The sequence below is a fragment of the Micromonospora sp. NPDC005220 genome (assembly GCF_040607895.1).
Taxonomy (GTDB): domain Bacteria; phylum Actinomycetota; class Actinomycetes; order Mycobacteriales; family Micromonosporaceae; genus Micromonospora.
Window position 1 is genome coordinate 1 of the sequence record NZ_JBEXHP010000130.1, and the last position, 14,185, is coordinate 14,185.

12 protein-coding genes are annotated in these 14,185 nt (G+C 72.3%); 10 read left to right on the top strand and 2 right to left on the bottom strand.

All coding sequences use genetic code 11. From position 1 onward, the window contains the following. Positions 1-122 precede the first annotated feature (122 nt). From ABZU52_RS28625 to ABZU52_RS28650, 6 genes are all read left to right on the top strand, one after another. The gene (locus ABZU52_RS28625) at positions 123-545 is read left to right on the top strand and encodes a roadblock/LC7 domain-containing protein (protein ID WP_354974069.1); all 423 of its coding nucleotides are present in this window, start codon (positions 123-125) and stop codon (positions 543-545) included. Next, positions 535-924 (top strand): DUF742 domain-containing protein, encoded by a 390-nt coding sequence (locus ABZU52_RS28630; RefSeq protein ID WP_354974070.1) that lies wholly within the window; start codon positions 535-537, stop codon positions 922-924. Before ABZU52_RS28625 ends, ABZU52_RS28630 begins: the two co-directional genes overlap by 11 nt. Then, positions 905-1,507, top strand: a complete 603-nt coding sequence (locus tag ABZU52_RS28635) for an ATP/GTP-binding protein (protein WP_347661585.1) — start codon at positions 905-907, stop codon at positions 1,505-1,507. Before ABZU52_RS28630 ends, ABZU52_RS28635 begins: the two co-directional genes overlap by 20 nt. An 87-nt stretch (positions 1,508-1,594) precedes the next feature. Further along, the gene (locus tag ABZU52_RS28640) at positions 1,595-2,632 is read left to right on the top strand and encodes a lactonase family protein (RefSeq protein ID WP_354974071.1); all 1,038 of its coding nucleotides are present in this window, start codon (positions 1,595-1,597) and stop codon (positions 2,630-2,632) included. A gap of 157 nt (positions 2,633-2,789) precedes the next feature. Beyond that, a complete protein-coding gene (locus ABZU52_RS28645; protein ID WP_354974072.1) occupies positions 2,790-4,547 on the top strand; it encodes a substrate-binding domain-containing protein in 1,758 nt (585 codons plus the stop codon). Positions 4,548-4,828: 281 nt separating this feature from the next. Further along, positions 4,829-6,244: a sugar transferase gene (locus ABZU52_RS28650; protein ID WP_354974079.1), complete on the top strand. Its 1,416-nt coding sequence runs from the start codon at positions 4,829-4,831 to the stop codon at positions 6,242-6,244. A gap of 6 nt (positions 6,245-6,250) precedes the next feature. Here ABZU52_RS28650 and ABZU52_RS28655 read toward each other — a convergent pair whose 3' ends face one another. Then, positions 6,251-7,381: a PP2C family protein-serine/threonine phosphatase gene (locus ABZU52_RS28655; protein ID WP_354974073.1), complete on the bottom strand. Its 1,131-nt coding sequence runs from the start codon at positions 7,379-7,381 to the stop codon at positions 6,251-6,253. A 96-nt stretch (positions 7,382-7,477) separates the two neighbouring features. Here ABZU52_RS28655 and ABZU52_RS28660 point away from each other — a divergent pair, with 96 nt between their 5' ends. Next, positions 7,478-8,092: a MarR family transcriptional regulator gene (locus tag ABZU52_RS28660; protein WP_354974074.1), complete on the top strand. Its 615-nt coding sequence runs from the start codon at positions 7,478-7,480 to the stop codon at positions 8,090-8,092. A 161-nt stretch (positions 8,093-8,253) separates the two neighbouring features. On the opposite strand, the gene ABZU52_RS28665 is transcribed toward ABZU52_RS28660, so the two are convergent. Further along, entirely contained in the window at positions 8,254-9,492 is a 1,239-nt protein-coding gene (locus ABZU52_RS28665) for an ROK family transcriptional regulator (protein ID WP_354974075.1), read from the bottom strand. A 78-nt stretch (positions 9,493-9,570) separates the two neighbouring features. Here ABZU52_RS28665 and xylA point away from each other — a divergent pair, with 78 nt between their 5' ends. From xylA to ABZU52_RS28680, 3 genes are all read left to right on the top strand, one after another. Beyond that, positions 9,571-10,758 (top strand): xylose isomerase, encoded by a 1,188-nt coding sequence (gene xylA, locus ABZU52_RS28670; RefSeq protein ID WP_354974076.1) that lies wholly within the window; start codon positions 9,571-9,573, stop codon positions 10,756-10,758. A gap of 9 nt (positions 10,759-10,767) precedes the next feature. Further along, the gene (gene xylB, locus ABZU52_RS28675; protein WP_354974077.1) at positions 10,768-12,195 is read left to right on the top strand and encodes a xylulokinase; all 1,428 of its coding nucleotides are present in this window, start codon (positions 10,768-10,770) and stop codon (positions 12,193-12,195) included. Positions 12,196-12,326: 131 nt separating this feature from the next. Then, entirely contained in the window at positions 12,327-13,760 is a 1,434-nt protein-coding gene (locus tag ABZU52_RS28680; protein WP_354974078.1) for an MFS transporter, read from the top strand. Positions 13,761-14,185: the final 425 nt, after the last annotated feature.

Consider the following 14,185-nt stretch of genomic DNA (forward strand, 5'->3'; position numbering starts at 1 on the left):
GCGCCGACTGGTCCGGCGGCGCCGACTGGTCCGGCGGCGCCGACTGGTCCGGCGGTCCCGGCGGTGCGTACCGACCCGCCGACGACCCCCGAACCCCCGACCGCGACTGAGAGGGACGCCTAGTGCGGCATTCGACGAAGCAGAGCGCCGGCCTCGACTGGTTGCTCGACGAGCTGGTGCAACGGGTACCGGCCGCCCGGGAGGCGGTGGTGCTCTCCGCCGACGGCCTGCTGCTCGGCTGTTCGGCCGAGCTGGAGCGCTCCGACGCCGAGCACCTCTGTGCGCTCGCCGCCGGCTTCTCCAGCCTCGCCCGTGGCGCGAGCCGGCACGTGGACGGCGGCCCGGTCCGGCAGACCGTGGTGGAGATGGAGGCGGCCTACCTCTTCGTCACCACCGCCGGGCAGGGTGCCTGCCTGGCCGTGGTGAGCGACGCCGACGCGGACATCGGGCTGGTCGCGTACGAGATGGCGATGCTGGTGATCCGGGTGGGGGAGAGCCTGGCCGCGCCAGCCCGATCGGCAGCGGGCACCGGAGATGCGGACTGAGCCGCCCGGGCCGCAACACCAGTGGCTGGACGACGACGCCGGCCCGGTGATGCGCCCGTACACGCTCACCGGAGGTCGGGTACGCTCCGCCGTCGACGGATTCAACCTGGTCGCGTTCGTGTTGGCCGGTTCGGGCGTCGACGCGGCGAGCCATCCGCACCTGCTGCCGGAGCATCGACGGCTGATCGCGTTGGCCCACCGACCGGTGTCGGTGGCCGAACTGGCAGCCGAGCTGGACCTCGCGGTCGGCGTGGTCCGGGTACTGCTCGGTGATCTCCTCGCCGAGGGCCTGGTCGCGGTGCACGAGCCGCCGGCCGCCGGCATCCTTCCCGACGACGACATCCTCAAGGCGGTGGTCAGTGGACTCCGTGCGCTATGACCAGGTGGGCACCAGCACCACCATCCCGCTGGCACTGAAGATCCTCATCGCGGGAGGCTTCGGGGCTGGCAAGACGACCTTGGTGAGCGCCCTGAGCGAGGTCCGTCCGTTGCAGACCGAGGAGGTGTTGACCGGTGCCGGGATCGGCACCGACGACATCTCCGGTGTGGAGGGCAAGTCGACCACCACGGTGGCGATGGACTTCGGCCGGATCACCATCAACGACGACCTTCAGGTCTACCTGTTCGGCACGCCGGGTCAGGACCGGTTCTGGTTCCTCTGGGACGAGCTGGCCTTCGGCGCGCTCGGCGCGGTGGTGCTCGCCGACACCCGACGGTTGGCCGACTGTTTCCCCTCCATCGACTACTTCGAGCAGCGCGGCATCCCGTTCGTGGTGGGCGTGAACTGTTTCGACGACTCCCGTCGATTCAACCTGGAGACCGTACGCCGAGCGCTCGACCTGGACCCGGACGTGCCGATGGTGCTCTGCGACGCCCGGGACCGGCAGTCCGGGAAGATGGTGTTGATCTCTCTGGTGGAGCACGTCGCCCGACAGCGCGGCGAGCCGGTGCCGACGGCCTGAGATCCGGGCCGGAAAGCCGGTTAACGGGCGGGCAACGCGGGCAGCCTCTGGTTGGATCACTGAAGGATGCCGGCGGAGGAGTTGGGCGTGAGCGGTCAGGGCGAGGTCGTCCACATCGGGGGTTACACCGCGCAGAGTGGTGGGCGGGGCAGCGGCATCGTCGCGGCACGTCGCGACCCGACGACCGGGGCGCTGACCCCGCTCGGCACGGTGGCGGTCACCCCGTCCCCCTCCTTTCTGACGCGGCACCCCACCCAGCCGGTGCTCTACGCGGTCAACGAGCTGGCGGACGGGGAGATCAGCGCCTGGCAGGTCGGGGCGGACGGTGCGTTGGACCCGCTCGGCCGCCGGTCGGCAGGCGGCGCCGAGCCCTGCCACCTGGCCGTGCTGCCCGGCGGCGGGCACCTGCTGGCGGCCAACTACGGCAGCGGCAGCATCGCGGTCTTTCCGCTCGACCCGCAGGGCGTGCCCGGCGAGCGCACCGACCTGGTGGTGCACGAGGGGCACGGCCCCGACCCGGAGCGCCAGGACCACGCCCACGCCCACATGGTCTCGCCGGGGCCGGGCCGGGGGCCGATCCTCGCCGTGGATCTCGGCACCGACTCGGTCTACCGGTACGACCTGGATGCGGCGACCGGACGGCTGGTGCCGCGTGCGCCGCGGATGCGTACGGTGCCCGGCACCGGCCCTCGGCACCTGGCCCGGCACCCGGACGGGCGGCGCTGCTACCTAGTCGGTGAGCTGGACGCCTCGGTCACCGCTTACGAGGTGACCGACGACGGCGCGTTGCACCAGCGCGGGCGGGTCGAGGCGAGCGAGCGGGCCGGTCACGTCCAGCCGTCGGAGGTAGCGGTCGCCCCGGACGGCCGGTTCCTCTACGTCGCCAACCGTGGGGTGGGGACCGTGGCGGTCTTCACACTGGCCGGGGAGTTGCCCGAGCTGGTGGCCGAAGTGGACACCGGCGGGGAGTGGCCTCGGCACTTCGCGCTGATCGGGGAGCACCTGTACGTCGCCGACGAGCGGGCGGACATGGTGCGGGTGTTCCGGCGGGACGCCGACACCGGCGTCCCGGAGGCGGTCGGCGAGCCGGTGCCGGTGCCGAGCCCGACGTGCGTGCTGGCCTGAACGCCACGGTGCGGACGTGAGAGTGACGCTGGTTTGGCAACGCCCCGGGGCCACTAAGTCACTCTGTGTTGCAAAAAGATAGTCAACTGTTTCTCCTCCGTAACTTTAGTCCGAACGGGTGTGGCAGAGACGGCACCTTGTACGCAAGATGGTCACCGTGTCAGCAGGCCGCCATCGCATGCGTTCGAAAATCCAACTAGCCGCCGCCGCCGCAACGGCGGGGGTGCTCGTCGTGACGACGGGCGCGTGGTTCGGCTATCGGGAGTTGATACAACCCAGTTGCTCCGGGGAGATCAGACTCGCCGTGGCGGTCGCCTCCGAGCTCGCGCCGGCGGTGGACGCCGCCGCGTCCCAGTGGGTCAAGGATGGCGCGGCGGTGGGCCCGACCTGCATCCGCGTCGACGTCTCCGCGTCCGACCCGGTCGACGTGGCGGCCGTGGTGGCGGCCAAGCATGGCGCTGTGCTGGCCGGCGTGGGGCAGGCCAGCGGCACCGCCGTCAGCCCGGACGTCTGGGTGCCCGACTCCTCGACCTGGCTGCTGCGGTTGAAGAAGGACGCGACCGCGTTCGCTCCGACCAACGGCCAGTCCATCGCGCGCAGCCCGATCGTCGTCGCGATGCCCGAGCCGATCGCCACCCGGTTGGGCTGGCCGGACAAGAAGTTCAACTGGACCGACCTGCTCAAGCAGGTCAACAACACCGGCGCGCCGCTGCGGACCGGGATCGTCGAGCCGACCCGCGACGCGGCGGGCCTGTCCGGTCTGCTCTCGCTGACCGCGGCCGCCAACGGTGCCGGCGGGGACGCCCAGCGCAACACCGTCGGCGCGCTCCGCGCACTGGCCACCGGGCGTTCCTCTCTCCGCAACGACCTGCTGGCCCGGTTTCCGACGGCCAACGACGCGACGTCCATCGCCAGCGGTCTCGGCGCGGCTGCCCTGTCCGAAGAAGACGTGATCGCGTACAACAGCAAGAAGCCACCGGTGCCGCTCGCCGCGCTCTACATGGAGCCGGCGCCGATGCCGCTGGACTACCCGTACGCGGTGCTGCCCGGCATCGAGCCGAGCAAGGCGTCGGCGGCCAAGGTGCTGTACGAGCTGCTCACCAGCCCCACTTTCCGTGACCGGCTCGCCGCGCAGTCGCTGCGCGCGCCGGACGGCAACTGGGGTGAGGGATTCAAGGCGCCGCAGGGCGCTCCGAGCCCGTCCGGCGGCGCGCCGACCGCACCCGCGAACGGCGGCACCGCGGCGGGTGGCCTGGACCCGGCCGCCATCCAGCGGGTCGTCTCCAGCTGGTCGATCGCCACCCAGTCCGGTCGGATGCTGGCCGTCATCGACGTCTCCGGCTCGATGAAGGAAGAGGTGCCCAGCGCCAACAACCGCAGCCGGGAGGAAGTCACAGTGGATGCGGCCCGTCGCGGCCTCAGCCTCTTCGACGACTCCTGGTCGATCGGCCTGTGGACCTTCTCCACCAAGCTCGTCGGCAACCGGGACTACCGGGAGCTGGTCCCCATCGGGCCGCTCTCCGGCCAGCGAGGCCAGTTGGAGGGGGCGCTCGCCACCGTCAAGCCCTCCAGCGGCGACACCGGCCTCTACGACACGATGCTGGCCGCGTACCAGGCGGTGCAGGAGAACTGGCAGCCCGGCCGGGTCAACTCGATCGTGCTGTTCACCGACGGCAAGAACGAGGACGACAACGGCCTCAGCCAGCAGCAGCTGCTCGGCAAGCTCAAGGAGATCGCCGACCCGGACCGGCCGGTCCAGGTCATCATGATCGGTATCGGCGAGGGCGTCAGCAAGGCGGAGCTGGAGTCGATCACCAAGGTGACCGGTGGCGACGTCTTCGTCACCAAGGACCCGAGCGAGATCGGCAGCATCTTCCTCAGCGCCATCGCGCGGCGCCCGCCCGCGCCGCGCTGATCCGACGCTCCGACGTCCAGGGGCCTGCCGTACCGTCGATTCGGTGTGGCAGGCCCCTTTTCGGCCACCAGCTTGTTGAGGAAAGTGACGGCAATCCGTCGGAAGCAATCGGCAGTCCTAGTTGTCAAGGCAGGATGTCGACTGTTCCGGCACAGTCGGTCCGCCTCCGGTCCGACCCGTCGGCCGGGGCCATCCTGTACAGAGTGGGAGGGCCGGTGAGCGTGGCGACACTGTTGACCCCCGCGACGTCGGCGGAGCCGGACGGTAGGCGCACCGCGCTGATGGCCCGCGCCGACGAACGGTCCTACGTTCGGGTTCTGGTGGTGCTGGACACCACCATCCTCATCATCGCGTTGCTGATCGGGTACGTCGCCCGTTTCGGTGACGACGAGCCGACCGGCTCGGAGATCCCGTACGTTCTGGTCGCCCCCGGGTTGGTGCTGGCCTGGCTGATCTCGCTCAAGGCGCTCGGCTGTTACGACGACCGGGTGATCGGCTACGGCGCGGACGAGTACCGGCGGGTCAGCTCCGCGAGCCTGCGGCTGGCCGGGGCGATCGCCATCTTCGGCTACATCGCCGGCGTCGGCGTTTCCCGGGGCTTCCTGGGAATCTCCTTCGCGGTGGGCACCGTCGGGCTGGAGGTGGCGCGGTTCGCGGCCCGTAAGCGGCTGCACCGGGCCCGCTCGATCGGCGCCGGCTGGTCCCGCAAAATGCTGGTGGTCGGCGACACCGCCCACGTGTTGGAGTTGGTCCACACGCTGCGCCGCGAGCCGTACGCCGGCTACCAGGTGGTGGGCGCCTGCATCCCGGACGCGCTGCTCGCGCCGGTGGCCCAGCGGCTGGGTGACGTGCCGGTGGTGGGGTCGTTCCGGGGCATCCCGGAGGCCGCCACCGCGATCGGCGCGGACACGGTCGCGGTGACCGCCTCCGGTGAGCTGACCGCTGCCCGCCTGCGCCGCCTCGGCTGGCAGTTGGAGGGGACCGGCGTCGACCTGGTCGTGGCACCCGCGCTGACCGACGTGGCCGGCCCGCGCATCCACACCCGCCCGGTCGCCGGCCTGCCGCTGATCCACGTCGAGGCGCCCGAGTTCCGTGGGGCCCGCAAGCTGGTGAAGGGCCTCGTCGACCGGTCCGTCTCGTCGCTGGCGCTGGCGGTGCTGCTGCCGCTGATCGCGTTCATCGCCCTGGCCATCAAACTGGACAGCCGGGGCCCGGTGCTGTTCCGCCAGGTCCGGGTCGGCCGGGGCGGGCAGGAGTTCGGCGTGTTCAAGTTCCGCACCATGGTGGTGAACGCGGACGCGCTGCTCGCCGAGTTGGCCGCGCGCAACGAGACCGACGGCCTGATGTTCAAGATGCGCCAGGACCCCCGGGTGACCCGCGTCGGCCGGCTGTTGCGCAAATGGTCACTGGACGAGCTGCCGCAGCTGGTCAACGTGCTGCTGGGTCAGATGAGCCTGGTCGGGCCCCGCCCGCCGTTGCCGTCGGAGGTGGCCCGCTACGACGGGGACGTGGCCCGGCGGCTGCTGGTCAAGCCCGGCATGACCGGCCTGTGGCAGGTCAGTGGCCGCTCCGACCTGAGCTGGGAGGACGGCATCCGGCTCGACCTGTACTACGTGGAGAACTGGTCCCTCGCCGCCGACCTCACCATCCTCTGGAAGACCTTCGGCGCGGTGTTGAACGGTCGCGGCGCGTACTGACCGCCGTCACGGTTGCGGGCCGGTCCAGTCCAGGCAGACCACCACCGCGTCGTCGACCAGGTCGCCGGCCACGAACGCGCGCAGATCACCGATCAGCGACCGCACGGCGTCCAGCGGCGCCATCGGGCCCGTCCGGCGCAGGAACCGGTCCAGTGCCGTCTCGCCGTAGCGCACGTTCTGCCCGGTGGCCTCCACCACGCCGTCGCTGACCACGAAGAGCCGGTCGCCGCGCTCCAGCGCGAACTTCTGCTCGTGGTAGTCGGTCGCCTCGAACATGCCCAGCGGGAACTGCGCCTCCAGCGGCTGCTCGGTGACCTCGCCGCCGCGGAGCAGGATCAGCCGGGGCGACCCGGCGTCCACCACGGTCATCATCCCAGAGCGCAGGTCCAGCTCCATCAGCAGCGCGGAGAGGTGCTGCTCGCCCCGGTACATGTCGTAGATGGCCTGGTCAGCGAGGGCGGCCTGGTCGGCCAGGCCCAGCCCGGCCCGACGCGCGTTGCGCAGCGCGTGGGTGGCCAGCGAGGTGAGCAGGGAGGCGGCCACACCCTCCCCGGTGCCGTTGATGGTGGACAGCCACAGCCGCTCCCCGTCGTCGGACCAGTCGAAGCTGTCGCCGCGTACCGCGTACGCCGGCTCCAACTGCCCGGCCAGGCTGAACGAGGGACGGATCCGGCTGCGGCCGGGAAGCAGGTCCCACTGCATCTCGGCGGCCAGGGTGAGGCGTTGGGTGCGCCGGGCCGCCCGATAGACGTCGGTGCCGGCGGAGACCGCCGCCACCTCGTGGGCGAGCGCGGTGGCGATGTCGGCCAGGTCGGCGACGACCTCCCGGTCGTCCGGAACGGGCGACAGTTGCAAGACCCCTCGACGCTCGCCACGCATGCTGACCGGGAACCAGGCGGTGCCGTCGCTCAGGATCGGCGACTGGTGGTCGAAGGCGCGCCAGGCCGGGTGCCCGGGGCTCGTGATCGAGTCACCGTCGGTGAGTGGCAGCAGCTCCGCGAGCCGGTAGTCGACCTGGTAGAGCTCGACGTCGGTGATCCCGTACGACTCGGCGAGGACATCCCCGATACCACCGACGAGCCGGTCAGCTGGTGTCTCGTTCAGGGCCCGCCGTACCTGATTGACCAGTTTGCCCATCGTCACTCCCTGCTAAAAGCTCGACCACCAGTGGGTTCGGAGTAGTCTCGGGCCACCATGGCCGAACTGAACCGTCCGACGGACCCTGAGACGAGTATGGCTGCTGCGCTGGACGCGGCGGCCGCTGCCCTGCTGGGCATCTGGGAGTCTGCCCGGGAGGGGACCGCCAACCGCGTGTCCGGCGCCCAGTTACGGGCGGTGATGGTGGTTGAGCAGTCCAACGGGATCAACCTCCGCCGGCTCGCCGCCCGACTGGACATGCTGCTCAGCTCCGCCAGCCGCCTCTGCGACCGGCTGGTCGCCGCCGGCATGCTGGAGCGCGAGCCGGGCCGCTTCGACCGGCGGGAGATCTCGCTGCACCTCACCCCCGAGGCCCGCCGCCTCCTCGCCGAGCTGCGGGCCAACCGCCAGGCCCAACTCGCCGCCGTGCTGGCCGGGATGAGCCCGGAGGGCCGCGACGGGCTGCTGCGCGGGATGCGGGAGTTCGACGAAACCGCCCGCCGCCAGCAGACGCAGGACGCGCCGACGCCGGGCCAGGGGGACTGGCCGGACGACCCGGACCGGCCCGGTGGCCGGTCGGGGGACTGGTCGGTCGATTCGGGTCGGCATACCCGAACGGTGTGGACGGGTTCGTCGGGCGGTCCGGAACGTTCGGTCGGCACCACCCGAGAATGGCCGGCCGGCGACCCGCCCGTGGCGCGTACCGCCTGATCAAGCCGGCCGGGCCGGCGCCCGCCGGTCATTCCGGCGCCGAGCAGCCCACGGCCAGTATCGCGATGTCGTCGTGGGCCTGCCCGTCCAGCCAGTCGTCGACCGCCCGGAGCACCCGGTCGATCAGCGCCGCCGGCGGTTGCCGGGCCGCCGACGCGGGATCAGCCGGAGCGGGCCAGCCAGCCGGCGGGCTGGGCGACGATCCGGCGGGCCACCGAGCCGGCGGCACCTACCGCGGCGGCCTCCGCGCCGAGCGTCGACGGCCGGACTGTGACCGGCGACCAGGCCGCGGTGAGCACCCGGGCGCCGATCTCGGCCAGGACCGGGGGGCACAGCCAGGGTGCGAGCGCCGCGTAACCGCCACCGAGTACCACGGTGTCCAGGTCGAGCAGGTTGACCACGCCGGCCACCGCGACGCCGAGCGCCGTTCCGGCGTCGCGCAGCGCCCGCAGCGCGTCGGCGTCGCCGGCCTCGGCCAACTCGGCGAGCCGGGCCGTCGCGGTGTCCGCGGGAAGCTCCGCCCGGGCCAGCCCGGCGGCGGCCACGATCGCCTCCTGGCCGGCGTACTGCTCCAGGCAGCCCTGCCCGCCGCAGCGACACGGACGGCCCTCGGGGTGGACCGGGAGGTGCCCGATCTCGCCGCTCCACCCGCGTACGCCGCGAAACAGCGCGCCGTCCAGCACGATGCCGGCGCCGATGCCCACCTCTCCGGAGATGTGCAGGAAGCTGGACGGGCCGGGTGGCTGAGCGTGCAGCTCGCCGAGCGCGGCGAGGTTGGCCTCGTTGTCCACCATCAGTGCGGGGACGCCGGGCACCTGCTCGATCAGCGGAGGGTGCTCGGCGAGCAGTGCGGGCACGGGCACGTCGTGCCAGCCGAGGTTGGGCGCGAGCCGGACCATCCCGGCGTCGTCCACCAGGCCGGGCACCGCGAGCGCGGCCCCGACCAGGGTGAGGCCCTGATCGGCGGCGTCGTCGCGGGCTGCCCCGGCCATCTCGACCAGGCGGGCCAGGGCGTCGGCGGGGGCCACCGGGCGCAGATCGGCCCGGTGCACCGTGCGGTGCCGGACCTGGCCGGCGAGGTCCACCACGCAGACCGCCAGGTAGTCGACGTTGACCTCCAGGCCCAGCCCGGCCGGCCCCTGGTGGGCCAGCACCAGTCCGCGGGCCGGGCGGCCGGCGCCGGAGCGGGGTGCGGGGTCGGACTCACTGACGAGCCGGCCGGCGAGCAGGTCCTCGACCACCGCGGAGACGGTGGCTCTGGTCAGGCCGGTCGCGGTCGCCAGGTCGGCCCGGGACGGCGGTCGGTCGGCGGTGGCGATCCGGCCGAGGACCAGGGCGAGGTTGAGCTCGCGCAGGCTGCCCTGACGGACTGCGCCGGCCGGCGCGTGGGTGAGGCTCACCCCTTGACAGTGCCATAGGGTGGGCAAATAATTCAATCGCTGAACAAATAGCGGACAACACCACCCCGGAGGTCGCTCATGGCACCCCGTCCCACCCCCGCCGACAAGTTCTCCTTCGGGCTCTGGACCGTGGGCTGGCAGGCCCGCGACCCGTTCGGTGACGCTACCCGTCCCGAGCTCGACGCGGTCGAGGCAGTGCACCGGCTCGCCGAGCTGGGCGCGTACGGCATCACCTTCCACGACGACGACCTGATCCCGTTCGGCGCCGATGCCGCCAGCCGTGACCAGCACATCGCCCGGTTCCGCAAGGCCCTCGACGAGACCGGCCTGGTGGTGCCCATGGTCACCACCAACCTCTTCACCCACCCGATCTTCAAGGACGGCGGCTTCACCAGCAACGACCGCGACGTCCGTCGCTTCGCGCTGCGCAAGGTGCTGCGCCAGGTCGACCTGGCCGCCGAGCTGGGTGCCAGCACCTTCGTCATGTGGGGTGGCCGGGAGGGCTCCGAGTACGACCTCGCCAAGGACGTCCGCGCCGCGCTGGACCGCTACCGCGAGGCGGTGGACCTGCTCACCCAGTACACCATCGACAAGGGCTACAACCTGCGGTTCGCCCTGGAGCCCAAGCCCAACGAGCCGCGCGGCGACATCCTGCTGCCCACCATCGGGCACGCGCTCGGCTTCATCTCCCAGCTGGCCCACCCGGAGATGGTCGGCCTCAACCCGGAGGTCGGCCACGAGCAGATGGCCGGGCTCAACTACGCCCACGGCATCGCCCAGGCGCTCTGGCAGGGCAAGCTGTTCCACCTGGACCTCAACGGCCAGCGCGGCATCAAGTACGACCAGGACCTGGTCTTCGGCCACGGTGACCTGATGAACGCGTTCGCCCTGGTGGACCTCCTGGAGAACGGCGGCCCCAACGGCGGGCCGAGCTACGACGGGCCGCGGCACTTCGACTACAAGCCGTCCCGCACCGAGGACATGGAAGGGGTGTGGGCGTCGGCGGCGGCCAACATGAGCACCTACCTGCTGCTCAAGGAGCGCGCGGCCGCGTTCCGCGCCGACCCCGAGGTGATCGAGGCGCTCGCCGCCAGCAAGGTCGGCGAGCTGAGCACGCCGACACTCGGCGACGGCGAGAGCTACGAGGAGTTCCTGGCCGACCGGTCCGCGTTCGAGGATGTCGACGCCGACGCGGTGGCCGCCCGGGGCTTCGCCTTCGTCCGGCTCAACCAGCTCGCCGTCGAGCACCTGCTCGGCGCCCGCTGAGGCCCCGCCATGCCGTTGGTCGCAGGCGTTGACTCGTCCACCCAGTCCTGCAAGGTGGTGATCCGGGACGCGGAGACCGGCGCCCTGCTCCGGCAGGGCCGGGCACCGCACCCGGACGGCACGGAGGTCGACCCGGAAGCCTGGTGGCAGGCGCTACGTAGCGCCGCCGACCAGGCCGGCGGGTTGGCCGACGTGGCGGCGGTCTCCGTCGCCGGCCAGCAGCACGGCATGGTGTGTCTCGACGAGGACGGCCGGGTGGTCCGCCCGGCGCTGCTGTGGAACGACACCCGATCCGCCGACGCCGCCGCCGACCTCATCGAGGAGGCCGGCGGCGGCTCGGCCGGGCGCCGATTCTGGGCCGAGGCCACCGGCAGTGTGCCGGTGGCCAGCTTCACCCTCACCAAGCTGCGGTGGCTGGCCACCCACGAGCCGGAGCGGGCCGCCCGGGTGGCCGCCGTCTGCCTGCCACACGACTGGCTGACCTGGCGGCTGGCTGGCGCACCGGGGTTGGGCGCACTGCGTACCGACCGGGGTGACGCCAGCGGCACCAGCTACTGGTCGCCGGCCACCGGTGACTACCGACTGGACCTGCTGGAGCGGGGCTTCGGCCGGCAGGTGATCCTGCCGGAGGTGCTCGGTCCGGCGGAGTCGGCGGGCAAGCTGGCCGACGACCTGGGTGGGTCGGGTGGCGCGCTGCTCGGCGCGGGCACCGGGGACAACGCCGCTGCCGCGCTCGGCGTCGGCGCCGGGCCGGGTGACGTGATCGTCTCGATCGGCACCTCCGGCACCGTGTTCAGCGTCGCGGACGTTCCCGCGGCCGACGAGAGCGGCGCCGTGGCGGGCTTCGCCGACGCGTCCGGTCGGTTCCTGCCGCTGGTTGCCACGCTCAACGCCGCCCGGGTGCTGGACGCCGCCGCCGCGATGCTCGGCGTCAGCCTGGACGAGCTGGCCGACCTGGCCCTCTCCGCACCAGCCGGAGCGGACGGGCTGGTCATGGTGCCGTACCTGGAGGGTGAGCGGACACCGAACCGGCCGCTCGCCACCGGCGCGGTGCACGGCCTGACCCTGCGCACCTCGACCCCCGCGCACCTGGCGCGGGCCGCCGTAGAGGGCATGCTCTGCGCGCTCGCCGACGGCCTGGACGCGTTGACCGCGCAGGGTGCGGTCGCCCGCCGGGTCATCCTGATCGGCGGTGGGGCCCGGTCAGCCGCGGTGCGTCAGATCGCGCCGCAGGTCTTCGGCTGCCCGGTGGTCGTCCCGCCAGCCGGGGAGTACGTCGCCGACGGCGCCGCCCGGCAGGCCGCCTGGGTCGCCCTGGGCGGTCCCACGCCGCCGGTCTGGGCGGTCGAGGGCACCGAGGAGTACGCGGCAGCGGCCGTCCCCGCCGTCCGCGACCAGTACGCTGCCGCCCGCGGGTTGGTGCTCGACCGGCGCTGAGCGTGCGGCCTGCGGAACGGTTTCCGGGCAGTGCCGAGCGTCGGGATCGACGCGGGTGGGTGCCGGTCGACGGGTGACCGGCACCCACCCGCGTGACGACCTCCGCGATGGAGTCTGGTTGGCTGCCCGTCATGACGGTGACCACTGGCGGACCCGGCCTGCGCCCGCACGGCCGGGGCGGTGGGCCGGCGCACCGGTTGTACAGCGTCGTGGTGTTCGTGCTGCTCGCCTCGCTGGACAACGTCGCGATCGGGCTGGTCCCCCCGCTGTACGGCCCGATCTCCGACGCGTTCCACGTGTCCGGGCGGCTGCTCGGCGTGGTCACCGCGGTCAGCTTCCTGGTCAGCGCGGTCGCGGCGGTCGGCTGGGCGTACGTCGGGGATCGGACCAACCGCAAGCCGCTGCTCATGGTGGGCACGCTGCTCTGGGCGGCCGGCACCGGCGGTAGCGCGCTCGCCGGCGGCTACCTGACGTTCCTGGCCGCGCAGTTGGTCGCGGCGGTCGGCCTCGGCGCGGTCGGCTCGGTGGGCTTCTCCGTGGTCACCGACCTGATCTCACCGACCCGGCGAGGGCTGGTGATGAGCTTCTGGGGGCTCTCCCAGGGGGTCGGAACCCTCGCCGGCACGCTCGTCGGCGGGCTGCTCGGGGCCGCCGACTGGCGGCGGCCGTTCCTGCTGCTGACCGGCGTCGGCCTGGTCGCCACGGTGGCCTACCTGTTCACGTACGACATCCGGCGTGGCCAGAGCGAGCCGGAACTGGCCGGCAGGCTCGACGCCGGCGCCGAGTACGACTACCGGATCAGCCGCGCCGACCTGCCGCGCATCCTGGCCCGGCGAACCAACCGGTGGCTGATTCTGCAGGGGCTGACCGCGCAGGCCGCGTTCGGCTCGCTGGTCTGGCTGCCGGTGCTCTTCGCCGAACGGGCCGAGGCCCAGGGCTATTCGACGTCCACGGCGGTGGTGGTGGGCAGCGTCTTCGCCACCCTGTTCCAGCTCGGTGGGGTGCTGTCCATCGTGGGCGGGCTGATCGGCGACGCGGTGCAGCGGCGTACGCCGAGAGGGCGAGCGCTCGTCGCCTCGATCGGCATCCTCGCCGCGCTGCCGTTCTACCTGGTGTTGTTCTTCGTCCCGGTGACCATCGACGTGCCGGACGGCGCGAGCGGTGGCGCGGTGATAGGTGCCGTGCTGGCCAGTGTGTTCACCGAGCCGTCGGTCGGGCTGAGCCTGCTCACCGCGATCGTGGCGCTCGCGTTGACCTCGGCCAACTCGCCGAACTGGTTCGCGTTGATCGCCGACGTCAACCCGCCGGAGCACCGAGGCACGGTCTACAGCCTGGGCAACCTGGTCAACGGGGTCGGTCGCGCGGCCGGCAACGGGCTGGTCGGGGTGGCCTTCCAGGCGCTGCGAACGGCGTTCCCGCCACCGCTGAACTTCGCCGTCGGGCTGGCCGCGTTCCAGCTCTTCTTCATTCCCACGGGTGTCATGTACTGGCTGGCGTCGCGAACCTCGCCGGCGGACATCGACAACGTGCACGACCTGCTCCACACCCGAGCCGACCGCCTCTGACGCTGCCACCCCGCCCCGGCCCCGCGTTGCCCCGCCCTGCGCCGTCGATCATGGAGTTGTGGTGGATGACAACACACCCACGGGAGGCCAAACCAGGCACCACAACTGCATGATCGACGCCCAGGACCACCCCCGCCCCGCGATCTTGCACTTACTGTCCCGACACAAGCGGCATCCCACCCATACCGACAACCGAAACTGCAAGATCGGCGCGGTGGCGGCGGGGCAGCACGTTCGGTGTGCGGTTTTGAGGGCTCAGGGCGGTCCGAGGTGCGTTCGCGTGTTGGCGGGGCGTCGGCGGGTGTGAATCGTTAACGACATCAGCTCCACAGCGAGCCGGCCTGCCCCGACCGGCCTGCCCCGACCGGCCTGCCCCGACCGGCCTGCCCCGACCGGCCCGCCCGCCGCGAGTACCGCTCGGCGGG

What these genes read in the sequence shown, in the direction of transcription:
- ABZU52_RS28630 (WP_354974070.1), top strand. Translation starts at nt 535, where the DNA reads ATGCGGACTGAGCCGCCCGGGCCGCAACACCAGTGGCTGGACGACGAC.
- ABZU52_RS28650 (WP_354974079.1), top strand. Translation starts at nt 4,829, where the DNA reads ATGGCCCGCGCCGACGAACGGTCCTACGTTCGGGTTCTGGTGGTGCTG.
- ABZU52_RS28655 (WP_354974073.1), bottom strand. Translation starts at nt 7,381, where the DNA reads ATGGGCAAACTGGTCAATCAGGTACGGCGGGCCCTGAACGAGACACCA.
- ABZU52_RS28660 (WP_354974074.1), top strand. Translation starts at nt 7,478, where the DNA reads ATGGCTGCTGCGCTGGACGCGGCGGCCGCTGCCCTGCTGGGCATCTGG.
- xylA (WP_354974076.1), top strand. Translation starts at nt 9,571, where the DNA reads ATGGCACCCCGTCCCACCCCCGCCGACAAGTTCTCCTTCGGGCTCTGG.
- xylB (WP_354974077.1), top strand. Translation starts at nt 10,768, where the DNA reads ATGCCGTTGGTCGCAGGCGTTGACTCGTCCACCCAGTCCTGCAAGGTG.
- ABZU52_RS28680 (WP_354974078.1), top strand. Translation starts at nt 12,327, where the DNA reads ATGACGGTGACCACTGGCGGACCCGGCCTGCGCCCGCACGGCCGGGGC.